This window comes from Pseudomonas sp. NFACC37-1 (assembly GCF_900101575.1).
Classification (GTDB): domain Bacteria; phylum Pseudomonadota; class Gammaproteobacteria; order Pseudomonadales; family Pseudomonadaceae; genus Aquipseudomonas; species Aquipseudomonas fluorescens_AA.
In genome coordinates, this window is sequence record NZ_FMUZ01000013.1 from 95409 (window position 1) to 119193 (window position 23785).

The 23785-nt window shown below is 61.1% G+C and carries 19 protein-coding genes; 8 read left to right on the forward strand and 11 right to left on the reverse strand.

What is annotated here, in order from left to right; translation table 11 throughout:
- Positions 1 to 23: 23 nt before the first annotated feature.
- From BLP82_RS15770 to BLP82_RS15815, 10 genes are all read right to left on the reverse strand, one after another.
- Entirely contained in the window at positions 24 to 1589 is a 1566-nt protein-coding gene (locus BLP82_RS15770; protein ID WP_060740355.1) for a SpoVR family protein, read from the reverse strand.
- Positions 1586 to 2857 (reverse strand): YeaH/YhbH family protein, encoded by a 1272-nt coding sequence (locus tag BLP82_RS15775; RefSeq protein WP_003206179.1) that lies wholly within the window; start codon positions 2855 to 2857, stop codon positions 1586 to 1588. The genes BLP82_RS15770 and BLP82_RS15775 overlap by 4 nt, the downstream gene beginning before the upstream one ends.
- A 113-nt stretch (positions 2858 to 2970) precedes the next feature.
- The gene (locus tag BLP82_RS15780; protein WP_053125937.1) at positions 2971 to 4893 is read right to left on the reverse strand and encodes a PrkA family serine protein kinase; all 1923 of its coding nucleotides are present in this window, start codon (positions 4891 to 4893) and stop codon (positions 2971 to 2973) included.
- 299 nt (positions 4894 to 5192) lie between these two features.
- Complete coding sequence (gene glpE / locus BLP82_RS15785) at positions 5193 to 5522, reverse strand: thiosulfate sulfurtransferase GlpE (RefSeq protein WP_060740356.1); 330 nt, start codon at positions 5520 to 5522, stop codon at positions 5193 to 5195.
- A 32-nt stretch (positions 5523 to 5554) separates the two neighbouring features.
- Positions 5555 to 6430, reverse strand: coding sequence for a symmetrical bis(5'-nucleosyl)-tetraphosphatase (locus tag BLP82_RS15790; protein ID WP_092169664.1), 876 nt, complete (start codon positions 6428 to 6430; stop codon positions 5555 to 5557).
- Entirely contained in the window at positions 6430 to 6810 is a 381-nt protein-coding gene (apaG, locus tag BLP82_RS15795; RefSeq protein ID WP_053125932.1) for a Co2+/Mg2+ efflux protein ApaG, read from the reverse strand. The genes BLP82_RS15790 and apaG overlap by 1 nt, the downstream gene beginning before the upstream one ends.
- Before the next feature lie 116 nt (positions 6811 to 6926).
- The gene (gene rsmA, locus BLP82_RS15800; protein WP_060740358.1) at positions 6927 to 7745 is read right to left on the reverse strand and encodes a 16S rRNA (adenine(1518)-N(6)/adenine(1519)-N(6))-dimethyltransferase RsmA; all 819 of its coding nucleotides are present in this window, start codon (positions 7743 to 7745) and stop codon (positions 6927 to 6929) included.
- The gene (gene pdxA, locus BLP82_RS15805; RefSeq protein ID WP_092169668.1) at positions 7742 to 8731 is read right to left on the reverse strand and encodes a 4-hydroxythreonine-4-phosphate dehydrogenase PdxA; all 990 of its coding nucleotides are present in this window, start codon (positions 8729 to 8731) and stop codon (positions 7742 to 7744) included. Before pdxA ends, rsmA begins: the two co-directional genes overlap by 4 nt.
- On the reverse strand, positions 8728 to 10044 hold the full coding sequence (gene surA, locus BLP82_RS15810) for a peptidylprolyl isomerase SurA (RefSeq protein WP_139197862.1): 1317 nt from the start codon (positions 10042 to 10044) through the stop codon (positions 8728 to 8730). Before surA ends, pdxA begins: the two co-directional genes overlap by 4 nt.
- A complete protein-coding gene (locus BLP82_RS15815; RefSeq protein WP_092169677.1) occupies positions 10025 to 12823 on the reverse strand; it encodes an LPS-assembly protein LptD in 2799 nt (932 codons plus the stop codon). Before BLP82_RS15815 ends, surA begins: the two co-directional genes overlap by 20 nt.
- Before the next feature lie 130 nt (positions 12824 to 12953).
- On the opposite strand from BLP82_RS15815, the gene BLP82_RS15820 reads away from it, so the two are divergent.
- The 3 genes from BLP82_RS15820 to BLP82_RS15830 are packed head-to-tail and all read left to right on the forward strand — an operon-like array spanning position 12954 to position 15416.
- Positions 12954 to 13979 carry an aminoglycoside phosphotransferase family protein gene (locus BLP82_RS15820; protein WP_092169681.1) on the forward strand — a complete coding sequence of 342 codons (1026 nt, stop codon included), beginning with the start codon at positions 12954 to 12956 and terminating at the stop codon, positions 13977 to 13979.
- Positions 13976 to 14647, forward strand: coding sequence for an N-acetylmuramate alpha-1-phosphate uridylyltransferase MurU (murU, locus tag BLP82_RS15825; RefSeq protein WP_092169686.1), 672 nt, complete (start codon positions 13976 to 13978; stop codon positions 14645 to 14647). The genes BLP82_RS15820 and murU overlap by 4 nt, the downstream gene beginning before the upstream one ends.
- 1 nt (position 14648) lies before the next feature.
- Positions 14649 to 15416 carry a TerB family tellurite resistance protein gene (locus tag BLP82_RS15830; protein WP_092169691.1) on the forward strand — a complete coding sequence of 256 codons (768 nt, stop codon included), beginning with the start codon at positions 14649 to 14651 and terminating at the stop codon, positions 15414 to 15416.
- Positions 15417 to 15612: 196 nt separating this feature from the next.
- Here the strand turns inward: BLP82_RS15830 and BLP82_RS15835 are convergent, their stop codons facing one another.
- Complete coding sequence (locus BLP82_RS15835; protein WP_092169696.1) at positions 15613 to 16605, reverse strand: alpha/beta hydrolase family protein; 993 nt, start codon at positions 16603 to 16605, stop codon at positions 15613 to 15615.
- A 74-nt stretch (positions 16606 to 16679) separates the two neighbouring features.
- Here BLP82_RS15835 and BLP82_RS15840 point away from each other — a divergent pair, with 74 nt between their 5' ends.
- The 5 genes from BLP82_RS15840 to BLP82_RS15860 all read left to right on the forward strand — a co-directional run bounded on the left by BLP82_RS15840 (position 16680) and on the right by BLP82_RS15860 (position 23782).
- Positions 16680 to 19076 carry a PAS domain-containing sensor histidine kinase gene (locus BLP82_RS15840; protein WP_092169700.1) on the forward strand — a complete coding sequence of 799 codons (2397 nt, stop codon included), beginning with the start codon at positions 16680 to 16682 and terminating at the stop codon, positions 19074 to 19076.
- Positions 19077 to 19146: 70 nt separating this feature from the next.
- A complete protein-coding gene (locus tag BLP82_RS15845; protein WP_060740366.1) occupies positions 19147 to 19776 on the forward strand; it encodes a response regulator in 630 nt (209 codons plus the stop codon).
- A gap of 347 nt (positions 19777 to 20123) precedes the next feature.
- The gene (locus tag BLP82_RS15850; RefSeq protein ID WP_092169705.1) at positions 20124 to 21248 is read left to right on the forward strand and encodes an ABC transporter ATP-binding protein; all 1125 of its coding nucleotides are present in this window, start codon (positions 20124 to 20126) and stop codon (positions 21246 to 21248) included.
- Between the two features lie 49 nt (positions 21249 to 21297).
- A complete protein-coding gene (locus BLP82_RS15855; protein ID WP_092169709.1) occupies positions 21298 to 22341 on the forward strand; it encodes an ABC transporter substrate-binding protein in 1044 nt (347 codons plus the stop codon).
- Between the two features lie 193 nt (positions 22342 to 22534).
- Positions 22535 to 23782, forward strand: a complete 1248-nt coding sequence (locus BLP82_RS15860) for an ABC transporter permease (protein WP_060740368.1) — start codon at positions 22535 to 22537, stop codon at positions 23780 to 23782.
- The last annotated feature ends 3 nt before the right edge of the window (positions 23783 to 23785 follow it).

Genomic DNA, 23785 nt, shown 5'->3' on the forward strand with positions numbered 1-23785 from the left:
GACGTCCGGAGGCGAAAACGGGATCAAAGATGAATGACGGCCAGGTCCAGGCGGCCATAATCGCCTTCGGCTTGTTCGCCCCTGGGCGGTACATGATGGGTTTTCATCACTTGGTCGCCTTGCAGGGTTTCCAGGTGGATGTCGAAGCCCCAGAGGCGATGCAGGTGCTTGAGCACTTCATCGGTGGAGTCGCCCAGTGGTTTACGGTTGTGCGCCTGGTGTCGCAGGGTCAGCGAGCGGTCTCCGCGGCGGTCGATGCTGTAGATCTGCACATTGGGCTCGCGATTACCCAGGTTGTACTGTGCCGCCAGGGTTTCGCGGATGATGCGATAGCCGCTCTCATCGTGAATGGCGGGTACCACCAGGTCATCTTTCTGGTCGTCATCCAGGATGCTGAACAGTTTCAGGTCGCGGATCACCTTGGGCGAAAGGTACTGCAGGATGAAGCTTTCGTCCTTGAAGCTGCTCATGGCGAATTTAATGGCGGACAACCAGTCCGAACCGGCGATTTCCGGGAACCAGCGACGATCTTCCTCGGTAGGGTTTTCGCACATGCGCCGAATGTCGCGGTACATGGCGAAGCCCAGTGCGTAAGGATTGATGCCGCTGTAATAAGGGCTGTCGAAGCCAGGTTGGAACACCACGCTGGTGTGTGACGTCAGGAACTCCATCATGAAGCCGTCGGTGACCAGGCCTTCGTCGTACAGGTCGTTCATCAGCGTGTAGTGCCAGAACGTGGCCCAGCCTTCGTTCATTACCTGGGTTTGGCGCTGTGGATAGAAATACTGGGCGATCTTGCGCACGATGCGCACGATTTCCCGCTGCCACGGCTCCAGCAGCGGCGCATGTTTTTCAATGAAATAGAGAATGTTCTCCTGGGGCTCGGCAGGGAAGCGGGCATTGTCTTTTTCGTTGTACTTGTCCGCGCCCTTGGGAATGGTGCGCCAAAGATCGTTGATCTGTTTTTGCAGGTGTTCTTCGCGGTCCTTCTGGCGTCGGCGTTCTTCTTCGGCGGAAATCGGATACGGTCGTTTGTAGCGGTCCACGCCGTAGTTCATCAGGGCATGGCAGGAGTCCAGCAGATCCTCCACTGCATCGATACCGTGGCGCTCCTCGCATTGCATGATGTACTGCTTGGCGAACACCAGGTAATCGATGATCGAACTGGCATCGGTCCATGTGCGGAACAGGTAGTTGCCCTTGAAGAAGCTGTTGTGCCCGTAGCAGGCATGCGCCACCACCAGGGCCTGCATGCAGATGGTGTTTTCCTCCATCAGATAGGCGATGCAGGGGTCGGAATTGATCACGATCTCATAGGCCAGCCCCATCTGACCGCGGCTGTAGGATTTCTCGGTGCTGAGGAAGTGCTTGCCGTAGGACCAGTGGTGATAGCCCAGCGGCATGCCGACCGACGCGTAGGCGTCCATCATTTGCTCGGCGGTGATCACCTCGATCTGGTTCGGGTAGGTGTCGAGGGCATAACGGTCCGCGATACGGCTGATTTCGCGGTCGTAGGCCTTGATCAGCTCGAATGTCCATTCGGAGCCGGTGGAAATGGGCTGGCGTTTCTGCTCTTTTTTGGCGGTCATGTCACTAACCTGCGCTGGAAGAGTTCACGGAAGACCGGGTAGATATCCCCGGCCGAGACCAGTTGCTGTTGGGCAAATGTGTCGGAAAATGCTTCGGCAATCCGTTCATATTCGTACCACAAGGCCTGGTGTTCCCGTGGAGTAATTTCCACATAGGTGTAGTACTGGACGAACGGCATGATCTGGTTGATCAGGATGTCACGGCAGATTGGTGAATCGTCGTTCCAGTTGTCACCGTCCGATGCCTGGGCCGCATAGATGTTCCATTCGTTGGCGGGGTAGCGTTCGGCCATGATTTCCTGCATCAACTTCAGGGCGCTGGAGACAATGGTGCCGCCGGTTTCCCTGGAGTAGAAGAACTCCTCTTCGTCCACTTCCCGAGCGCTGGTGTGGTGGCGGATGAATACCACGTCGATCTTGTCGTAGTTCCGCTTCAGGAACAGGTACAACAGGATGAAGAAGCGCTTGGCGATATCCTTGGTGGCCTGGGTCATGGAGCCGGAAACGTCCATCAGGCAAAACATCACCGCCTTGGAGCTGGGGTTTGGCTGTTTCACCAGCAGGTTGTACTTGAGGTCGAACGTATCGAGGAACGGGACGCGGTGGATGCGGGCGCTGAGTTTCTCGATTTCCGCTTCCAGGTCCTGAATGTCGCCGAAATTGTCGGGTTCTTCGCGTTTAAGACGAGCCAGCTCTTCCTTGGCTTCGCGCAGTTTGGCCCGGCTGCTGCCAGACAGCGCGATGCGTCGGGCGTGGGCCGAACGAAGGGTGCGGATGATGTTGATGCGTGACGGGTTGCCTTCATTGCTGATACCAGCACGCACGGTCTTGAAGGTGTCGGTACCGGTCAGGTTGCGCTTGACCAGGTTCGGCAGCTCCAGGTCCTCGAACATGAACTCCAGGAATTCCTCCTGGGTGATCTGGAAGACAAACTCATCCATGCCTTCGCCGGAATTGCCGGCCTTGCCAGGGCCCTTGCCGCCACCGCCGCCCTGGGGCCGGGGGATGTGCTCGCCACTGGTGAATTCCTTGTTGCCAGGGTGCACGACGGTCTGTTTGCCGCCGCGACCATGGTGAAGCACCGGCTCGTCGATGTCGCGGCCAGGGATGCTGATCTGCTCGCCATGTTCCATATCGGTAATGGAACGCCGGCTGACCGCCTCTTCGACGGCCTTCTTGATGTGGTCGCGGTAACGCCGCAGAAACCGCTGGCGGTTCACCGTGCTCTTGTTCTTGCCATTAAGGCGTCGGTCGATCACATAGCTCATAGGCCCCTCCAGGGGAGCTTCAAGTCGTAAGCCTCAAGCCGTAAGGGGCGTGGCGTCGAGCCTTGGGCTCGACGCCGCTCCCTTGCAGTTTGTAGCTAGAAGCTTGCCGCTGCTTACTGCGATTTCCGGACCCGCAGGTACCACTCGGAAAGCAGTCGTACCTGTTTGTCGGTGTAGCCACGTTCGACCATGCGTGTGACGAAGTCGTTGTGTTTTTGCTGGTCCTCCTTGCTGGCCTTGGCGTTGAAGCTGATGACGGGCAGCAGGTCTTCGGTGTTGGAGAACATTTTCTTCTCGATGACCACCCGCAGCTTTTCATAGCTGAGCCAGGTTGGGTTCTTGCCGTTGTTGTTGGCCCGGGCGCGGAGCACGAAGTTGACGATTTCGTTGCGGAAATCCTTCGGATTGCTGATGCCCGCCGGTTTCTCGATTTTTTCCAGTTCCTCGTTGAGGGCTACGCGATTGAGTATTTCGCCGGTTTCCGGGTCGCGGTATTCCTGGTCCTGGATCCAGAAGTCTGCGTACAGCACGTAGCGGTCGAAGATGTTTTGGCCGTATTCGCTGTAGGACTCCAGGTACGCCGTCTGGATCTCCTTGCCGATGAACTCGATGTAGCGTGGGGCCAGGTATTCCTTGAGGAAGCGCAGGTAACGCTCGCGGGTTTCGGCCTGGAATTGTTCCTGTTCGATCTGCTGTTCCAGCACATACAGCAGGTGAACCGGGTTGGCGGCAATTTCGTGGGGGTCGAAGTTGAAGACTTTGGACAGGATCTTGAACGCGAAGCGCGTGGACAGCCCGTTCATCCCTTCATCGACACCGGCGTTGTCGCGGTATTCCTGGATCGACTTGGCCTTCGGATCGGTGTCCTTGAGGTTTTCACCGTCGTACACGCGCATCTTCGAATAGATGTTGGAGTTTTCCGGCTCCTTGAGGCGCGACAGCACCGTGAACTGGGCCAGCATCTTCAGGGTGTCGGGGGCGCAATGAGCCTTGGACAGCGAGCTGTTGAACAGCAGCTTGTCGTAGATCTTCACCTCGTCGGTCACTCGCAGGCAGTACGGCACCTTGACGATATAGATCCGGTCGATGAAGGCTTCATTGTTCTTGTTGTTGCGGAAGGTATGCCATTCCGACTCGTTGGAGTGCGCCAGCAGGATGCCGGTGAACGGAATGGCCCCCAGGCCCTCGGTGCTGTTGTAGTTGCCTTCCTGGGTGGCGGTCAGCAGCGGGTGCAGCACCTTGATAGGTGCCTTGAACATCTCGACGAATTCCATCAGGCCCTGGTTGGCCCGGCACAGCGCACCCGAATAGCTGTAGGCGTCGGCGTCGTTCTGTGGGAATTCTTCCAGTTTGCGGATATCGACCTTGCCCACCAGTGCCGAGATGTCCTGGTTGTTTTCGTCCCCCGGCTCGGTCTTGGCTACCGCGATCTGGTTGAGGATCGAGGGATAGAGCTTGACCACCCGGAACTGGCTGATATCACCGCCGAACTCGGCCAGGCGCTTGGTCGCCCATGGCGACATGATGGTATTGAGGTAGCGGCGTGGAATACCGAAGTCTTCCTCGAGGATCGCGCCGTCCTCTGTGGCATTGAACAGCCCCAGGGGCGATTCGAACACCGGCGAGCCCTTGATGGCATAGAAGGGCACTTTTTCAATCAGTTGCTTGAGTTTTTCGGCCAGGGACGATTTACCACCACCCACGGGGCCGAGCAGATAAAGGATTTGTTTCTTCTCTTCCAGGCCTTGGGCGGCATGGCGGAAATAGGACACGATCTGTTCGATGCATTCTTCCATCCCGTGGAAGTCCGCAAAGGCCGGATAGCGGCGAATCACCTTGTTGGAGAATATGCGCGAGAGCCTCGAGTTGGTCGAGGTATCCAGCAGCTCCGGTTCTCCGATGGCCAGCAACAGACGTTCCGCAGCCGACACATAGGCACTGCGGTCCTGCTTGCAGAGTTCGAGGTATTCCTGCAGCGAGTATTCCTCTTGCCGCGTGGACTCGAAACGTTGCTGGAAGTGGCTAAAAATGCTCATGACGTCACCTCGCTCGATACGTGGAGCCGGTGTCGGATCAATCAGTCGATGCTGGACAGCCGCTGGGAACCCAGTTGCCGTTTACCCCCCAGAATGCTTTCAAGAATGCAGGCTCCTGAAAGCTGACTCCCGATGACCCGCGCGCCGGTGTACCGGCTCTCCCCTGTTTTGGATGGCCTGAGGCTAAGGATAGTTCGGAATCGCGGAGGTAAAGGTGGAATAAGTAATTAGTTGTGGCAGACCGTTCGTCTGCCCTCGCTCAAGCCCACGGTTCACGCGGGCTTGGCCGGCATAAAAAATTATTCGGCGGTGCCTTGCGCCGTTTCTGCAGGATAGGTCGTGCGCCACAACTCAAAACCACCGTCCAGGCTGTAGACGTCGGTGAAGCCCTGGCTGATCAGATAGGCGGCTGCGCTCTGGCTGGAGTTGCCGTGATAGCAGACCACGACGGTCGGTGCATCGAGGTCGGCGGCGCGGATGAAGTCGGCGATGGAATGGTTATCCAGGTGCTTGGCGCCACTGATATGCAGAGCTGCGAACGTGGCTGGGTCGCGAACGTCGACGACGACCGCGCCTTGCTCGCGCAGGGCCTGGGCCTGTTCCGGGGGGATGCGTTTGAATTCGGTCATGGGGGACTCCTGTAGCTTGAGCGCAACGCCGGTCAAATGGCGGTGCCGGCCGGCAATGGTGCTGCGGTCGGGTGATGGATTCTGGCGTGGCCCTGTTCGTCGCAGTCGCAACGCAGTTGCTCGCCCGTGTCGACGTTCATCAGCGTCATGGCGCTGCCCCACACGCAGCCGGTATCGAGGGCGAAGACGCCGGGTTCGTCGCACTGACCGCCCAGTGCCGCCCAGTGCCCGAAAATGATTTTCAGGTGACGGGTCTTGCGCTCGCTGTGTTTGAACCAGGGGGCGTAGCCGGGTGGTGCGGTCTCGATGCCTTCCTTGCCCTTGAGGTCGAGCTTGCCGTCGCGGGTGCAGAAGCGCATGCGCGTGAAATAATTGGTGATGACGCGAAGGCGGGCGCTGCCGGTGAGGTCGTTGTCCCACTTGACCGGCTCGTTGCCGTACATGCCATCCAGGTAGGGCGCGAACAGATTGTCGTCGCGCAGGGCCTGTTCCACCTCGCCGGCGCACTTGAGCGCCTTGCGCAGGGACCACTGGGGCGGGATGCCGGCATGGACCAGCGCCAGGTTGCGTGGCTCGTCGTAGTGCATGAGCTTTTGCTGGCGCAGCCACTCCAGCAGCTCAACGCAATCGGGGGCGTCGAGGATTTCCTTCAAGGTGTCGGATTTTTTCAGGCGCTCGATGTTCTGCCAGGCGGCCAGCAGGTGCAGGTCGTGGTTGCCGAGCACGCACACCAGCGACTGGCGGATGCCGTAGAGAAAGCGCAGCGTCTCAAGGGATTGCGGGCCACGGTTGACCAGGTCACCCACCAGCCACAGCGTGTCTTTCTGGGGATCGAAGGCGACGCGTTCCAATAGGCATTTGAGCGGATCGAGGCAGCCTTGCAGGTCGCCGACCGCATACGTGGCCATTAGTGCAGCGCTCCGGGCACGGCCAGGCGAAAGGGCTTGATGACGGCGTCGAAGCGTGTGCCGTCCTCGGCCAGCATCTGGTAGGTACCCTGCATGGTGCCGACCTTGGTGGTCATGACGGTCCCGCTGCTGTAGCTGTGGCTTTTACCGGCGTCGATCAACGGCTGCTGGCCGACAACGCCTTCACCACGCACTTCTTCGACATGGCCGTCGCCATCGGTGATGACCCAGTGCCGCGACAGCAGCCTGGCTGGCAAGGAGCCGTTGTTGCGCACGGTAATGCTGTAGGCGAAGGCGAAGCGGTCATGCTCGGGTTGCGACTGTTCTGCCAGAAAACGGGTGGTGACGCTGACGTCGACCTGATAACGAGGATCAGACATGCAAATAAGGCCTTAAAAACGAAGCGGGACGCGGGCGCGACTCAGGAGATCAGTCTAGGCCAAGTATCGGGTAGTAGACCAGACTGGCGTACTGCCCGATAGCGCTTGTCACCCGTTCAGCTGGCGTCGGCTTGCGGAGCGACCTGTTCGCTGAGCTTGTCGGCCAGGCGTACGAAAGCTGCCAGGTCCAGCTGCTCGGGGCGCAGGCTGCCGTCGACGCCGGCGGCTTCGATTTCGGCGCTGCTGAGCAATAGTTTCAAGGTGTTGCGCAAGGTTTTGCGGCGTTGGTTGAACGCTTCGCGCACCACCCGCTCCAGTAGGCGATGATCCTTGGCCGGGTGCGGCAGGACGGCATGAGGTACCAGGCGGACGATGGCCGAATCGACTTTCGGCGGCGGGTTGAATGCCCCCGGGCCGACGTTGAACAGGTGTTCGACCCGGCAATGGTACTGGACCATGATCGACAGGCGGCCCCAATCGCCACCGCCAGGGCCGGCGGCGAGGCGCTCGACCACTTCTTTCTGCAACATGAAGTGCATGTCGCGGATCAGGCTGGCGTTGCTCAGCAGATGGAAGATCAGCGGTGTGGAGATGTTGTACGGCAGGTTTCCCACCACCCGCAGGCTGTTCGGCGCGGCATTCAGGCTATTGAAGTCGAACTTCAATGCGTCGCCCTGGTGCAGGTTGAAATTGCTCTTGCCGGCGAACTGTTGGTTGAGGATCGGGACCAGGTCCTTGTCCAGTTCCACCACGTCCAGTTGCGCGCCGCTGTCGAGCAGGCCCTCGGTCAGGGCGCCCTGGCCCGGCCCGATTTCCAGCAGGCGGTCGTCGGGCTTGGCCCGGATGGAGCGCAGGATGCGATCGATCACGCCGGCATCATGCAGGAAGTTCTGGCCGAAGCGCTTGCGCGCGCGGTGTTGGTATTGCTCGGTCATAAATGGGTCTCGGCCATCTGGTAGGCGGTTTCCAGGGCGACCTGCAGGCTGCCGGTATCGATCTTGCCGCTGCCGGCCAGGTCCAGGGCGGTGCCATGGTCCACGGAGGTACGGATGATCGGCAGCCCCAACGTCACGTTGACTGCCGCGCCGAAGCCTTTGTACTTCAGCACGGGCAGGCCCTGGTCGTGGTACATCGCCAGCACCGCATCGCAGTGCTCCAGATATTTGGGGGTAAACAGAGTGTCGGCAGGCAGCGGGCCACGCAGGTCCATGCCCTCGCTGCGCAAGCGCTCCAAAGTGGGTTCGATGATGTCGATTTCTTCACGGCCCAGGTGACCGCCTTCGCCGGCATGGGGGTTGAGCCCGCAGACCAGGATGCGTGGCCGGGCGATGCCGAATTTTGCCTGGAGGTCGGCGTGCAGGATACGCGTGACCCGCTCCAGGCGTTCCGGGGTGATGGCGTCGGCGATGTCCCGCAAGGGCAGGTGAGTGGTCACCAGGGCCACACGCAGGCCGCGGGTGGCGAGCATCATCACCACTTGCGCGGTGTGGGTCAGGTCCGCCAGGAATTCGGTGTGTCCGGAAAAGGCAATCCCGGATTCATTGATCACGCCCTTGTGCACCGGTGCGGTGATCATGCCGGCGAACGTTCCGTCCAGGCAGCCTTGGCCAGCGCGGGTCAGGGTTTGCAGGACGAACGCGGCGTTGGCCTTGTCCAACTGCCCGGTGACGACCGGGGCGCCCAAGGGCGTATCCCAGACATACAGGCTGTTGGCGGGTGCCGGAGCATCCGGCCAGGCCTGCGGTGTCACTGGCAACAGGTCGACGACCACCCCCAGTTGCGCGGCCCGTTCAAGGAGCAGGTCGCGACTGGTGATGGCAATCAGAGGGTGCGGCTGGGGGTGCGAGGCGAGCAGCAGGCACAGGTCGGGACCGATGCCGGCTGGTTCGCCGGGTGTCAGCGCGAAACGCTTGGGTTTCACTGCGCTGCCTGGTCTGCACCAGGAAGTTTGATTTCAACGTAGGCTTCGTCGCGAATCTGACGCAGCCAGGTTTGCAGCTCTTCGTCGTACTTGCGGTTGCGCAATACGGTCATCGCCTGCTGTTCGCGTGCCTGGGTGGTGCTGTCGGTGGCGCGACGGCCAAGGACTTCCAGTACGTGCCAGCCATACGGGCTCTTGAACGGCTTGGACAGTTGGCCTTGCGGCGTATCGGCCATGACCTGGCGGAACTCGGGAACCAGTGCATTCGGGTCAACCCAGTTCAGATCACCGCCGTTGAGGGCCGACCCCGGGTCTTCGGAGAAACTCTTCGCCAGTTCGGCGAAGTCCTCGCCCGCTTCGATGCGGTCGTAGAGTTTTTCCGCCAGGCGCTTGGTCTCGGCTTCGCTGCGAATCTCGCTTGGCTTGATCAGGATGTGGCGAACATGCACTTCGTCACGGACCTGGGTTCCGCCACCGCGTTTTTCCAGCACTTTCAGGATAATGAAGCCGCCTGGGGTGCGTGCTGGCTGGGTGATGTCGCCCACGGCCATGGCGCTCAGTTCACGGTCGAACGGAGGCGGCAGTTGAGCGGGCTTGCGCCAGCCCATGTCGCCGCCTTCCAGGGCGTTGTCGCTGCCCGACTTGGCAATGGCCATCTGGCCGAAATCAGCGCCTTGCTTGAGCTGCTGGTAGACATCCATTGCCTGGCGATAAGCGCTCTGGATGGCTTCGGAGTTGGCGCTTTCCGGAGTAGGAATCAGGATGTTCGCCAGGTGCAGCTCTTCGGAAAGCTGCATCTTGCCCAGGTCGGAGGCGAGGAAATTCTTCACTTCCTGCTCCGACACCTGGATGCGTTCGGCGACACGGCGCTGGCGCACACGGCTGATGACCATTTCGCGACGGATCTGATCGCGGGCGTCCTCGTAGGAGAGGCCGTCGCGAGCCAGGGCGGCGCGGAACTGGTCGATGCTCATGTTATTGCGCTGGGCAATGGTGCCGACAGCCTGGTTCAGTTCTTCATCGGTAATGCGAATGCCGGAACGCTCGCCGATCTGCAGTTGCAGGTTTTCGACGATCAGGCGCTCGAGCACTTGCTGGTCCAACACACCCGGAGGCGGCAGGCCACCGCCGCGCTTGGCGATGGTTTGCTGCACTTCATGGACGCGCTGGTCCAGCTGGCTCTGCATGACCACGTCGTTGTCGACGATGGCCACGACCTTGTCGATGGGCTGTACCGCGGCGTTGGCCGCGGTACCCAGGAACAGCGCGCCCAGCATCAGCGGGCGCAGACAATCAGAAAGCTTGGTCTTCACGTTCACGATAACCTTGGATGCCTTTGTCGAGGAAGCTCTCTACCTTGGCGCCGGTAAGGCCGCCGAGTCCCTTCAGAACAATTTGGAGGAAGACGCCGTGGTCGCCTTTTTCGTTTTCCGGGGCGGCTTGACTGAACTCTTCGTAGTCGACCCAGTAACGGTTGATCAGGCGCAATTTCCAGCAGCAGTTGTCGTATTCGAAACCACCGAAGGCTTCCAGGGTACGGTTGCGGTTGTAGTCATACTGCCAGCGGCTGATCGCGTTCCACTGCGGCACGATCGGCCAGATGACCGAGAAGTCGTGCTGCTGGATCTTGTAGTAGTCCTTCACGTAGCCAGGCTGGCCAGGCGTACCGTAGTCGCCACCGCCCACGGACCATTGACCCGTAGTCTGGTCGTAACGGACCTGGTCGTTGCGATAGCGATAACCGGCGTTGATGACCTTGTTCGGGTTGTCTTCAGGCTGGTAGTGGAACATCGCGCTACCCGAGCGAGGGCTGCGAGTGTCCGGGTCCCAGTTGTAGGTAGCCGTGGTGCGCCAATCGCGGTTCCAGCGGAACTCATATTCCAGGGCGTAAGGCGATACATCCGATTTGGCGTCTTCGCGCGTATTGAAGTCGATGCCCGGCAACTGGACTTCGCGATCCTTGAAGTACAAGGCCTGGCCGACGCTGATGCGCTGGCGTTCGAAACCGTTTTCTTGGATCCAGCGGCTGGTTATGCCCAGCGACAGTTTGTTCTCGTCGCCGACACGGTCGGAGCCCGAAAAACGATTGTCACGGAACAGCGAGGAGTAGCTGAAGGTGTACTCACCGGTGTCGAACACAGGGATATCGCTCTGGTCTTTCTCAGGTACGTAGAGATAGAACAGGCGTGGTTCCAGAGTTTGGCGATAGTTGGTGCCGAACCACTGGGTATCACGGTCGAAATACAGGCCGCTATCGATGCTGGCGATTGGGACGCCGCGGCTCTGGCTGCCGCTGTACGTGCCACGCAGACGATCCGTCTCGGCGGATTGCGCGGCGATCTGGGATTTGCCAGTGCCGTCCAGATCCAAATCGTATTGGGTGTATTGGTATTTGAGCGACGGCGTGATGAAGCCGTAGGTGGCTTCCATCGGCAGGCTCATTACCGGCGCCAGATTCAGGCGAGTACCGTTGGCCCGTGCCAGTCCGCGAACGTTGGAGTCCAGCCTTGGCTCGGAGTTACCGTCTTCGTCAGTGTAGGCGCCGGTCCGCAGATCACGATCGAACCGCACCAGCTCTGTTTTGTAGGCGAGGTCCAGTCCATACGGGTGTTGCGGCAGCTCACCGATGAAGGTGATCTGAGGCAAGCGGTTGTAAGGGGTGATCTTCGAAATCGTTGCCATCTGGTAGGCCTGGGCATTCACCCGCGCCGTGTAGCTGTCGCCGCGATAGCTGACTGCGCCTTGCTGATTGACGTAATCATTGGACTCGATACCAATCTGATCGCTTTCAAGATCCTGGAAATAGTACGGATCGCTGATCTTGGTGTAGTCGACTTCTGTCAGCACGCGGGAATCGAGGCCGCCCTTGTGCTGCCAGTTGTACATGTAGCGGGTCTTGTCGTAATCGCTCTGCCCGCTGCGCTCATCATCTTCATCGTTGAGGTACGCCGCGCCGAACTGACCTTCGCTGGACTTGGTCAGGTAGCGGAACTCGCCTTCCATCAACAGGCCGCGCTTGCTCATGTAGCGTGGGTACAACGTGGCGTCGTAGTTCGGCGCCAGGTTGAAGTAGTACGGGGTGACCAGCAGGAAGCCGGTGTCGCTGCCGCTGCCGATGGTCGGCGGCAGGAAGCCGGACTGGCGACGGTCGTCGATCGGGAAGTAGATGTACGGCGTGTACAGGACCGGGAAGTCCTTGACGCGCAGCGTCACGTTGGTCGCGGTGCCGAAGCCGGTGGCCGGGTTCAGGGTGATGTTGTTGCCCTTGAGCGTCCAGGCGTTGCTGCCCGGTTCGCACGTGGTGTACGTACCGTCCTTGAGGCGGATGATCGCGTTCTCGGCACGCTTGGCGTACAGCGCGTTACCGCGGATGCGCGATTTGTGCATCACGTATTCGGCGTTGTCGACCTTGGCTTCGCCGGTGTCCAGCTGTACATCGGCATGGTCGCCGACGATCAGCGCACCGTTGTCGCGAACCCGTACGTTGCCGCTCAGCTCGCCACGGTTCTCGGCCTGGTACAGGCTGGCCTCGTCGGCCTCGACCTGCATGCTGCCCTGGCGCATGACCACGTCACCGGCCAGGGTCGCCACCTGTTCTTCCTGCTGATAGCGTGAAGCCTTGGCACCGAGGAACGTGGGCGCATCGCTCTTGGCGGTCTTGTCATTCATGCCAGGACGCGTTGGCTCGATATAGGCACCGGCGCAGTAAGGACCGGTTTCAGCCAGTTGCGCCGGGGTGAGGTTCTCGCGTGGAACCCAATCCAGGTGGCTGTAGTCTGCACTGCGCGACTTCAGGCCGCGGCCCTTGGCTTCGGTAACGAGCATCGGCTTTTCGCCGGCTTCCTCGCCCGAGCTGCTGTCGGCTGGCGCCGCGCCGCTGTCGGAAACCGCACTGCCGTCATGCACGGGGCGTGGCGGCAACGCGGCGGCCGGCGTCTTGGGCGCACAGTCCCAGGCACCCGAAGCGGAGACGGAGCAGTCATACTGCTGCGCCGCGACGACGAATGAAGAGGCCAGGGGTTGCAGGGCCAGCAGACTGCCGGTGACCAGCAACGGAAATTTTTTACGAAACGCGGGGGATTTCAATGCCATCTTATTAGTCCGGGCTTCCTGCGTGCCATCTGCCCGCGGTGTGGGCCGCACGCCTCTCGATGGTCTGAAAAAGATGCTGGATAATAAAGCATGACCCGCTTGACGGCTAGCGCCGTCGGAGACCCTTGCAATGCCCGACCAAGATGTACGCTTGCAACACCTGAAAGTTTGGCTCGATGAACAGCTGCCGATCCTTTTCACTCAACAGGGCTGGGGCACCGTACCCCCGGCCACGTTGACCGCCGCCAGCAGTGACGCGAGTTTCCGGCGGTATTTCCGCTGGGAAGGCGAGGGCCGCAGTTTGATCGTAATGGATGCGCCACCGCCCCAGGAAAACTGCAAACCCTTCGTGGATATTGCTTTTTTATTGGCTAAATCCGGCATCAACGTGCCGAAAATTTATGCTGAAGACCTTGAACGCGGCTTTCTTTTGCTCAATGACCTGGGCAATCAGACCTACCTGGACGTGATCGACAGCGAAAATGCCGACGATTTATTCGGCGATGCCTTGCAAGCCTTGTTGGCTTTCCAGCAACTGCCAATGGTCGCGCCGTTGCCGAGCTACGATGTCGCGTTGCTGCGTCGGGAGCTGGAATTGTTTCCCGAGTGGTACGTCAAGCGCGAGCTGGGCATCGAATTCGATCCGGCCCAGCAGCAACTCTGGCAACAGGCCAGCGAGCTGTTGATCGACAGCGCCCTGGCTCAGCCCAAAGTGCTGGTGCACCGCGACTACATGCCGCGCAACCTGATGCTCAGCGCACCGAACCCCGGTGTGCTGGACTTTCAGGATGCGGTCTATGGCCCGGTGACCTACGACGTGACCTGCCTGTTCAAGGATGCCTTCCTCAGTTGGCCCGAGGCGCGTGTGCGCGGCTGGCTGGAGCGTTACTGGCAGCAGGCAGGCGCCCTTGGCATTCCTGTCCAGCCCGATCTCGAGGATTTCCTGCGGGCCAGCGACTTGATGGGCGTGCAGCGTCACCTCAAGGTCATCGGGATCTTCGCGCGCATTTGCCACCGTGATGGCAAACCTCGTTACCTCGGCGATGTGCCGCGTTTCTTTGCTTATATAGAAGCGGTCATTGCCCGGCGTCCTGAACTGGCACCGCTCGATGAGCTGCTTGGCAGCCTGCGGCAGTCGGCCGGAGCAACGGCATGAAGGCAATGATCCTGGCGGCGGGCAAGGGCGAGCGCATGCGCCCCCTGACCCTCACCACGCCAAAGCCGTTGATTCGCGTGGGTGGCGTTCCCTTGATCGAATACCACTTGCGGGCGCTCGCCAAGGCCGGGTTCAGCGAGATCGTGATCAATCACGCCTGGCTCGGCCAGCAGATCGAAGATCACCTGGGGGACGGTTCGGGTTTTGGCGTGAGCATTCGGTTTTCACCTGAAGGCGAGCCGCTGGAGACCGGGGGAGGGATTTTCCGGGCCTTGCCGTTGCTGGGCGATGACGCGTTTGTGGTGGTCAATGGCGATATCTGGACCGACTACGATTTCAGCGCGTTGCGCAGGCCGCTCAAAGGGCTGGCGCACCTGGTGCTTGTCGATAATCCGGAGCATCACCCGAACGGCGATTTCATTCTGGCCGACGGAAAAGTTCACGATGGGCGAACGCCTGCCGACAACCTGACCTATAGCGGCATCGCCGTCCTGCACCCACGGTTGTTCGACGGTTGCACAGGCGGTGCCTTCAAGCTCGCACCGCTGTTGCGCACGGCCATGGCCGAGGGGAGCGTCAGTGGCGAGCACCTGAAAGGGCATTGGGTCGATGTCGGCACCCATGAACGGTTGGCGCAGGTCGAAACCTTGATAGAAGCGAGCGGTTGATATGTGGTGGCCAGGGACTCTGATTGGAGCCGGGGCGGGCTTTGCCATCGCCAGCATTCCGGGGGCCATGCTTGGCGCGTTGTTGGGGCAGGCGCTGGACCGGCGCCTGAACTTGCAGGGCTGGGCGCAAATACGCGAACGGCTGGGCGGGCGCCCGGCGTTGCGCAACGATGAGTTGTTGTTTGTATTGCTCGGGCGTCTGGCCAAATGCGATGGGCGCGTGGTCGATGGCCACATCCAGCAGGCTCGCCAGGAGATGCGGGCGTTGGACTTGAGTGAATCGGCGCAGCGCCGGGCGATCGCGGCGTTCAACCGGGGCAAGTCCGGAAACGATCGGTTGCGCGGTTATATGCGTCGCCTGGCCGTCCAGCCCCATGCGGCTGAAGGGGTATTGCGCGCCTGTTGGCGGATGGTCTGGGCCGATGGGCGTGCCGGTGTCGGCGAGCGGGAACTGGTTGCCCAATGGGGCCGCTGGTTGGGCTGGACGCCGCAACAGGTCCAGGCGCTGGCGGCTGATTATGAACCGCAGAAACTGTCGCGGCCCAACGCCGGCGTGACCTATCAGGAGGCCTTGCGCTTGCTGGGGGTTTCGGCCACCAGCGAACCGTCGCAGATCAAGCGGGCTTACCGGCGACTGCTCAGCCGCCATCACCCGGACAAGATTGCCGGCAGCGGGGCGACGGCCTTGCAGGTGCGTGAAGCCACCGACAAAACCCGAGAGCTGCATAACGCCTATCGGTTGATTCGCGAGCGGCGGGATTTTCGCTAGAAGGGATAACAGTAGATAAGGAGGGGAAAAACTGTGGCGAGGGGATTTATTGTGGCGAGGGGATTTATCCCCGCTCGAGTGCGCAGCGCTCGCTATCAGATTGTGTTGTTGCGCGGGTTTTAGGGTTGCTGCGCAACCCAGCGGGGATAAATCCCCTCGCCACAAAGTCAGTCTTCGGCTTGGCCAGCAGTAAGCCTTACTCCCCCACCTTCTGCGGATTCAACCAACCCCGAACCCGACGAAACAGCTGCTCCTGCTCCGCCGCCGGGTTCGGCAGGGCCTTGAGGGACACCTGGCTGAAGGTCGAACCTTTCAAGCGTTTGCTCGCCTGCAAGCGCTCCAGCGCCGCGTTGCGATCCAGCGGTTTGTCCATGTAGAAAATATCGGCGGTCGCCAGTTTCAAGGTCGGGGTCAGTTCGGCCAGGCCGGGCTTGGCAGTGATCGGAGTCTGCGCAGTTACCATCACGAAGCGTTCGACTTGCGAAGGCTGCTTTTCACTCAAGTAACGTGCGGCCCAATAGGCGCCGGTGCCATGGCCCAGCAGCACGATACGGCGTGCGCTTTGCTGTTCGGCGTAGGCCAGCGCCGCATCAATGCGGGCGAAGATGCGCTCGGCGTCGGCCTTGGCATGTTCTTCTTCGGTTTGCGCAACGACCGGATCCACCGCATCGGCTTCGCCGCCGGCGACCTGTTCGATCGGCGCCGAAGTGGTCGCGTCCGGTGCCGCGGCAGCCGTATCGGCCGGCTTGGTCTCGGGCGCGGCTTCCACCACGCGCGGTGCGATGACATCGCTTTGCAGGTCCGGCAGGGTGATACTCAGGCTGCTCCATTCAACATCGGGCAATTTTTTGCGTAATGGGCCGACGACTTGAGGCCAGTCAGCGGTTTCGCCGGCACCGGGGATGATAATGACCGCGCCTCTGGGATCACTGGTGTTGGCCGGTTTCCACAGTGCCAGGAAAGTGTCGCTGCCGGTCTGCAACTGTTGCTGTTCCTGGGGCGGGAGTTCTCGTCCAAGTGCGGCCGCTTCTTCCTGGCTACGCTCGAGCAAAGGCTGGCGCTCGACAGGTTTTGCCTCGGCAGGTTGCTCGGCGGCGGGGGCCGTTTCGCTGGCCTGGACAGAAAAGGCACTTGGCAGGATCAGCGATAGGCACAATGCTGGCAACGCCAGGCGATAAACAGAGGGCATCGGATATTCCATGACCAGAAGTATTTCCGGCAGCCTAATGGGTTGGTCAGTATTTGTCAGTGCGTGAGACTTCAATGATGCGTTTTTGCTGCCTGTGGGTTATCGGCTGTTTATGGCTTCCCTTGATGGCGTGGGCCGCGCCCGCGCCGTCGACGCCTGGGGTGCAATTGAATGCAGGGCAGCGCCAATGGCTGGTGCAACATCCGCAATGGCGGGTCGGCCTGGTCTTGCAGGCGCCCTATGCGCAATACGACCGGCGCTTGCAGCGTTTGTCCGGCACCAATGTCGAGTTGATGCAGTGGCTGGGCAAGGCGTTGAACGTCGAGCTGACCTGGCGCAACTTCCAGGACGTGGCGCAACTGGAAGCCGCGGTGCGTGCCGGCGAGGTGGACGTCGCTCCGGGCCTGACCCAATCCCGGGGCGGGCTCAAGCTCTGGCAGTTTTCCGATCCCTACATGCGCGTGCCGCAATTGATCGTCGGCGCGCAGAAAGGCGCCGAGGGGGTGGAGTTGGAAAAACTCGACGCCCAGGCCCGCGTTGCGGTGCGCATGCCCAGTGCGACGGCCGATTACCTGCGCAGCAACTACCCGACGCTGAACCTGCAAGGCGTGCCGATGGAGCGCGAGGCCCTGCAATTGCTGCTGACCCAGCAGGCCCGGTACGCGGTGGTCGACGAGGCGCAACTGGGCAGGTTGATGGTCGAACCCGAATTCGCCGAGCTGGCGGTGGTGGGCGACATTGGCCTGCCGCAGTTACTACGGGTTGCCACACGCCGGGACTGGCCGGAGCTGGCAGAAATCATCGACAGAGGGTTGCAGGCAATCCCGGCCAAGGAGCTGGAGCAGCTGCACAGCCGTTGGCTCAAGCCAAAATACCCGCGCCTGACCGAGACCCCGGGTTTCTGGCAGAACCTGACCCTGTTGATCCTGGTCCTGCTGTTCAGCAGCGTCGCCATCGTGTTCTGGCAGCGCCGCCAGCAAGGCGCACTGGAGCGCCGTCTGCGTGTCGCGAGGGAGGACATCGCCCAGCGTGCAGCCAGCGAAGAAGCCTTGCGCCTGACCCAGTTCTCCATCGATCAAAGCACGGTCGGCATCCTGTGGGTCAATTGGGACAGCCACGTGCGTTATGCCAACCGAGCGGCCGAAACCATGCTCGGCTATGCCCCGGGCGCCATCATCGAGCGGCCCTTGATCGACTTCGAGCCGGGCTTGCACATGGACCGCTGGTTGAACCTGTGGAAGCGCGCCCGGGCCAGTGAAGAGGGGCCGCTGAGCTTCGAAACCGAGTGCGTGCGAGCCGATGGCAGCATCCTGCCGACCGACGTTTCCCTGAGCTTCCTGCGTTTTCGCGACGCCGAATACCTGGTGGTCTACCTCAATGATGTGACCGAGCGCCGACGTGCGCTGGCAGCGTTGCGCGAAAGCGAGGCGCGGCTGCAAGGCATCGCCGCCAATGTGCCGGGCCTGGTCTTTCGCCTGGAGCGGGCGCCGGTGACCGGCCAGATCGACTTTGCCTACATCAGCGAAGGCAGCGAAAGCCTGGTGGGGTATTCCCCTGCAACCCTGGCCCGCAGCGACACCGGGCTGCGTAGTCTGGTGCATCCGCAGGACAAGGCCGATTACCACCGCACCCAGGACCAGGCGCTGGATACCGACAGTGACTGGGCATGGCAGGGCCGTATCCTGACCCGCGAAGGCCAGGAGCGTTGGGCCGAGATCAAGGCGATCACTCGGCGCCTCGAGGATGGCGCCTATGTCTGGGACGGTATCGTCTGGGACATCACCGACAGCAAGCGTATCGAACTGGAATTGGCCCGTTCCCGGGAGCAGTTGCGCGAGTTGTCGGCGCACCTGGAAAGCGTGCGGGAAGAGGAAAAAGCGCGGATTGCCCGGGAGGTCCACGACGAGTTGGGCCAGATGCTGACGGTATTGAAGCTTGAAACTTCCATGTGTGAATTGGCCTACGCGCAACTCGACCCGGGCCTGCATGAGCGACTTAACAGCATGAAGCGCCTGATTGCTCAGTTGTTCCAGCTGGTGCGGGACGTGGCGACGGCGTTGCGCCCGCCAATCCTGGATGCTGGCATCGCCTCGGCCATCGAATGGCAGGCCCGGCGCTTCGAGGCGCGAACGCAGATTCCTTGCCTGGTGCAGGTGCCGGACAACCTGCCGCCCCTGAGCGACGCCAAGGCCATCGGTCTGTTTCGGATTCTCCAGGAGGCACTGACCAACGTGATGCGCCATGCCCAGGCGCATACTGTGGAGTTGACGCTGGTTCAGCAAGGCGCTGATTTATGTCTGGCTGTCAGTGACGACGGTGTAGGATTTATTGCCGATACGAGCCGGCCAACGTCCTTTGGCTTGGTCGGCATGCGTGAACGGGTACTGATCATGGGTGGACAGTTGACCCTGGAAAGCGAGCCGGGGGAGGGCACCACCCTGTCGGTGCGGGTGCCGTTGAATGAGGCCTGATGGTTTGGGTTGCCTGGGCTGACGCTATCGCGAGCCAGCTCGCGATGAGATCCTGAATCTGGAGAGTAATGTGATCCGTGTACTGGTAGCCGAAGACCACACCATCGTCCGCGAAGGCATCAAGCAGTTGATTGGCCTGGCCAAGGATCTGCTGGTGGTGGGAGAGGCGAGCAATGGCGAACAGTTGCTCGAGACCTTGCGCCAGGTGCCCTGCGAAGTGGTGCTGCTGGATATCTCCATGCCGGGCGTCAACGGCCTCGAGGCGATCCCGCGGATCCGTGCGTTGAACAATCCGCCGGCCATCCTGGTGCTGTCGATGCATGACGAGGCGCAAATGGCCGCCCGTGCCCTGAAGGTCGGTGCCGCGGGCTACGCCACCAAGGACAGCGACCCGGCCCTGCTGCTCATGGCGATTCGCAAGGTCGCGGCCGGCGGGCGCTACATCGACCCGGACCTGGCCGACCGCATGGTCTTCGAAGTCGGCCTGACGGATACGCGACCGCTGCACTCGCTGCTGTCCGAGCGTGAATTCTCAGTCTTCGAACGCCTGGCCCAGGGCGCCAACGTCAACGACATCGCCCAGCAACTGGCCCTGAGCAGCAAGACCATCAGCACCCACAAGGCGCGGCTGATGCAGAAACTCAACATCACCTCATTGGCCGAGTTGGTGAAATATGCGATGGAGCATAAGTTGCTCTGAGCCCCACCGCAGTTTCCCCTTGTGGGAGCGGGCTTGCTCGCGAATGCGGTGCTTCAGTTACATCTGTATCGACTGTCCGCCGTATTCGCGAGCAAGCCCGCTCCCACAGGGTTTTGTGTCGGCATATCCATTTGCGACACACCCCGACAGCGCTTTTTGCCCCTGCTTGCCGCTTGCCGCTTAAAACGCGCCGCCGCACTTACCCAATCCCGCCATCCTTGTAGGGCGATCCCTACCCCGACTCTTCCATCCGGCTGAGGCGATTCTCTCCTGCGCCCCGATTTGCGCGGACCCCTGGGTCCACTAGGCTTGATTCACAAGCAGTCATCAAAACAAAAGGTGCGGGTATGAGCCAGGTCGATTCAAGCGCGGGGACCAGCGATGTGCTGGTCAGCTTTCGTGGTGTGCAGAAGAGCTACGACGGCGAGAACCTGATCGTCAAAGACCTCAACCTGGACATTCGCAAAGGCGAATTCCTGACCCTGCTCGGGCCTTCCGGCTCCGGCAAGACAACCAGCCTGATGATGCTCGCCGGGTTTGAAACCCCAACCGCCGGCGAGATCCTGCTGGCCGGGCGCTCGATCAACAATGTGCCGCCGCACAAGCGCGACATCGGCATGGTGTTTCAGAACTACGCCTTGTTCCCGCACATGACTGTCGCCGAGAACCTTGCTTTCCCGCTGACCGTGCGAGGCCTGAACAAGAGCGACGTGAGCGATCGGGTCAAGCGTGTCTTGAGCATGGTCCAGTTGGACAGCTTCGCCCAACGCTACCCGGCGCAGTTGTCCGGCGGCCAGCAACAACGGGTGGCCCTGGCCCGGGCGCTGGTGTTCGAGCCGCAGTTGGTGCTGATGGACGAACCCCTGGGGGCGCTGGACAAGCAATTGCGTGAACACATGCAGATGGAAATCAAGCACCTGCACCAGCGCCTTGGCGTGACCGTGGTCTACGTGACCCACGACCAGGGCGAAGCCTTGACCATGTCCGACCGTGTGGCGGTGTTCCACCAGGGCGAAATCCAGCAGATCGCTCCACCGCGCACCCTGTATGAAGAGCCGAAAAACACTTTCGTCGCCAACTTCATCGGTGAAAACAACCGTCTCAACGGTCGCCTGCACAGCCACACCGGCGATCGTTGTCTGGTGGAGCTGGCGCGCGGCGAGAAAGTCGAGGCCCTGGCGGTGAATGTCGGTCAGCCCGGCGAGCCGGTGACCCTGTCGATCCGTCCGGAGCGAGTGAGCCTCAACGGCGTCAGCGAACAATGTGTCAACCGCTTCTCAGGGAGGGTGGCGGAATTCATCTATCTGGGCGACCACGTCCGGGTTCGCCTGGAAGTCTGCGGCAAGAACGACTTCTTCGTGAAGCAACCGATTGCCGAGCTCGATCCTGCGCTCGCCGTCGGCGACGTGGTTCCGCTTGGCTGGCAAGTCGAGCATGTGCGTGCGCTCGATCCCCTTCTAGAGGCGAATTGATCGCCCACTGCTGTACCAACACCAACCCTGCACGTGGAGAGAACAATAAATGTTGAGATCCCTGAAGTTCACAGCCCTGACACTGGGCATGATGGGTGCGGCAAGCGCGATGGCGGCGGGCCCGGACCTGACCGTGGTGTCTTTCGGCGGGGCGAACAAGGCGGCTCAGGTCAAAGCCTTCTACGCACCGTGGGAAGCGGCCGGCAATGGCAAGATCGTGGCTGGCGAATACAACGGCGAAATGGCCAAGGTCAAGGCCATGGTCGACACCAAGAGCGTTTCCTGGGACTTGGTGGAAGTCGAGTCTCCGGAATTGTCCCGTGGTTGTGACGAAGACCTGTTCGAGCAACTGGACCCGGCTCTGTTCGGCAAGACCGAAGATTACGTCAAGGGCGCCATCCAGCCTTGCGGCGTAGGTTTCTTCGTGTGGTCGACCGTGCTGGCCTACAACGCCGACAAACTGAAGACCGCGCCGACCAGTTGGGCAGACTTCTGGGACACCAAGCAATTCCCGGGCAAGCGCGGCCTGCGCAAAGGTGCCAAGTACACCCTGGAATTCGCCCTGATGGCCGACGGCGTAGCGCCGAAAGACGTCTACAAAGTGCTGGCCGGCAAGGATGGCCAGGACCGTGCGTTCAAGAAGCTCGACGAGCTCAAGCCGAATATCCAGTGGTGGGAAGCCGGCGCCCAGCCGCCGCAATACCTGGCTTCCGGTGACGTGGTCATGAGTTCGGCCTACAACGGCCGGATCGCTGCGGTACAGAAAGAAAGCAACCTGAAAGTGGTGTGGAACGGCGGCATCTACGACTTCGACGCCTGGGCCATCCCGCGCGGCCTGGACAAGACCCGCGCCGAAGCGGCGAAGAAATTCATCGCCTTCTCGGTTGCACCGCAGCAGCAGAAGACCTACTCGGAAAACATCGCCTACGGCCCGGCCAATACCCAGGCTGTGCCGTTGCTGGCCAAGGATGTCCTGAAAGACATGCCGACCACCCCGGAAAACATCGCCAACCAGGTGCAGATCGACGTCAGCTTCTGGGCTGACAACGGTGAGCAACTGGAGCAGCGCTTCAACTCCTGGGCGGCCAAATAACCGCTGACATGGATCGTTCCCACGCTCTGCGTGGGAATGCCGCCCAGGACGCTCCGCGTCCTCTGTGACGCAGAGCGTCACTGGATGCATGCCCACGCAGAGCGTGGGAACGATCAGTTCAGCGAGCACGGTTTTAAAAGAACAGAGGCGGCCCACCGCCCCTGTAACGATAAAAAGATTTGCGGAGTTCGCCATGGCCATCGCCGTTCCACTGAACGCGGGCACCAGCCCCACCCTCAAGCAACGGCTCAAGCGCGCCGAGCGGGTCAACCGCTGGAAGGCCCAGGCCTTGATTGCGCCGCTGGTGCTGTTTCTGTTGCTGGTGTTCCTGGTGCCGATCGTGGCGCTGCTGTTCAAAAGCGTCAGCAACCCGGAAGTGGTGGGCGCCATGCCTCGCACGGTCGCTGCCGTCGCGGCCTGGGACGGACGCGGTTTGCCGGGCGAGCCGGTGTACAAGGCTGCCAGTGAAGACCTGGCCGAAGCCCGCAAGAATCAGACCCTGGGCGACTTGTCCAAGCGCCTGAACATGGAGCTGGCCGGCTATCGCAGCCTGCTGACCAAGACTGCTCGGGCGTTGCCGTTTGCCACCGAGCCGGCTTCCTATAAAGAAGCCATGGAAAACCTCGATGAGCGTTGGGGTGACCCGGCGTACTGGCAGGTGGTTCGCCGCAACACCAGCAACGTCACCCCGTATTACCTGCTGGCGGCTGTCGACCATCGCATCGATGACCTGGGGGAACTGGCCCCGGCGACTCCCGACCAGGCGATTTACCTGGATATTTTCACCCGTACGTTCTGGATGGGCCTGGTCATCACCGCGATCTGCCTGGTGCTGGCCTATCCGCTGGCCTACCTGCTGGCAAACCTGCCGTCGCGCCAAAGCAACCTGTTGATGATCCTCGTGTTGCTACCGTTCTGGACCTCGATCCTGGTGCGAGTCGCAGCGTGGATCGTGCTGCTGCAGTCGGGCGGCCTGATCAACAGTGGCCTGATGGCCATGGGCATCATCGATAAGCCCCTGGAGTTGGTGTTCAACCGCACCGGAGTCTATATCTCCATGGTCCATATCCTGCTGCCATTCATGATCCTGCCGATCTACAGCGTGATGAAGGGCATCTCGCCCACCTACATGCGGGCGGCGATTTCCCTGGGCTGCCATCCGTTCGCCAGTTTCTGGCGGGTGTATTTCCCGCAGACCTATGCCGGTGTCGGCGCCGGTTGCCTGTTGGTGTTCATTCTTGCCATCGGCTACTACATCACGCCGGCGCTGCTGGGCAGCCCGAACGACCAGATGGTCAGCTATTTCGTCGCGTTCTACACCAACACCAGTATCAACTGGGGCATGGCCACGGCGCTCGGCGGGCTGCTGTTGCTGGCGACCGTCGTGCTTTACCTGATTTACAACCGGCTGGTGGGCGCCAGTCGCCTGCGCCTGAGCTAAGGG

Bases quoted from the DNA above. Each gene is read 5' to 3' on its own strand.
- rsmA (WP_060740358.1), bottom strand. From the start codon at position 7,745: ATGACCGAGCAATACCAACACCGCGCGCGCAAGCGCTTCGGCCAGAAC.
- BLP82_RS15790 (WP_092169664.1), bottom strand. From the start codon at position 6,430: ATGGCCACGTATGCGGTCGGCGACCTGCAAGGCTGCCTCGATCCGCTC.
- BLP82_RS15815 (WP_092169677.1), bottom strand. From the start codon at position 12,823: ATGGCATTGAAATCCCCCGCGTTTCGTAAAAAATTTCCGTTGCTGGTC.
- BLP82_RS15860 (WP_060740368.1), top strand. From the start codon at position 22,535: ATGGCCATCGCCGTTCCACTGAACGCGGGCACCAGCCCCACCCTCAAG.
- BLP82_RS15775 (WP_003206179.1), bottom strand. From the start codon at position 2,857: ATGAGCTATGTGATCGACCGACGCCTTAATGGCAAGAACAAGAGCACG.
- BLP82_RS15780 (WP_053125937.1), bottom strand. From the start codon at position 4,893: ATGAGCATTTTTAGCCACTTCCAGCAACGTTTCGAGTCCACGCGGCAA.
- BLP82_RS15835 (WP_092169696.1), bottom strand. From the start codon at position 16,605: ATGCCCTCTGTTTATCGCCTGGCGTTGCCAGCATTGTGCCTATCGCTG.
- BLP82_RS15820 (WP_092169681.1), top strand. From the start codon at position 12,954: ATGCCCGACCAAGATGTACGCTTGCAACACCTGAAAGTTTGGCTCGAT.
- BLP82_RS15855 (WP_092169709.1), top strand. From the start codon at position 21,298: ATGTTGAGATCCCTGAAGTTCACAGCCCTGACACTGGGCATGATGGGT.
- BLP82_RS15850 (WP_092169705.1), top strand. From the start codon at position 20,124: ATGAGCCAGGTCGATTCAAGCGCGGGGACCAGCGATGTGCTGGTCAGC.
- apaG (WP_053125932.1), bottom strand. From the start codon at position 6,810: ATGTCTGATCCTCGTTATCAGGTCGACGTCAGCGTCACCACCCGTTTT.
- glpE (WP_060740356.1), bottom strand. From the start codon at position 5,522: ATGACCGAATTCAAACGCATCCCCCCGGAACAGGCCCAGGCCCTGCGC.
- murU (WP_092169686.1), top strand. From the start codon at position 13,976: ATGAAGGCAATGATCCTGGCGGCGGGCAAGGGCGAGCGCATGCGCCCC.
- BLP82_RS15830 (WP_092169691.1), top strand. From the start codon at position 14,649: ATGTGGTGGCCAGGGACTCTGATTGGAGCCGGGGCGGGCTTTGCCATC.
- BLP82_RS15770 (WP_060740355.1), bottom strand. From the start codon at position 1,589: ATGACCGCCAAAAAAGAGCAGAAACGCCAGCCCATTTCCACCGGCTCC.
- BLP82_RS15840 (WP_092169700.1), top strand. From the start codon at position 16,680: ATGATGCGTTTTTGCTGCCTGTGGGTTATCGGCTGTTTATGGCTTCCC.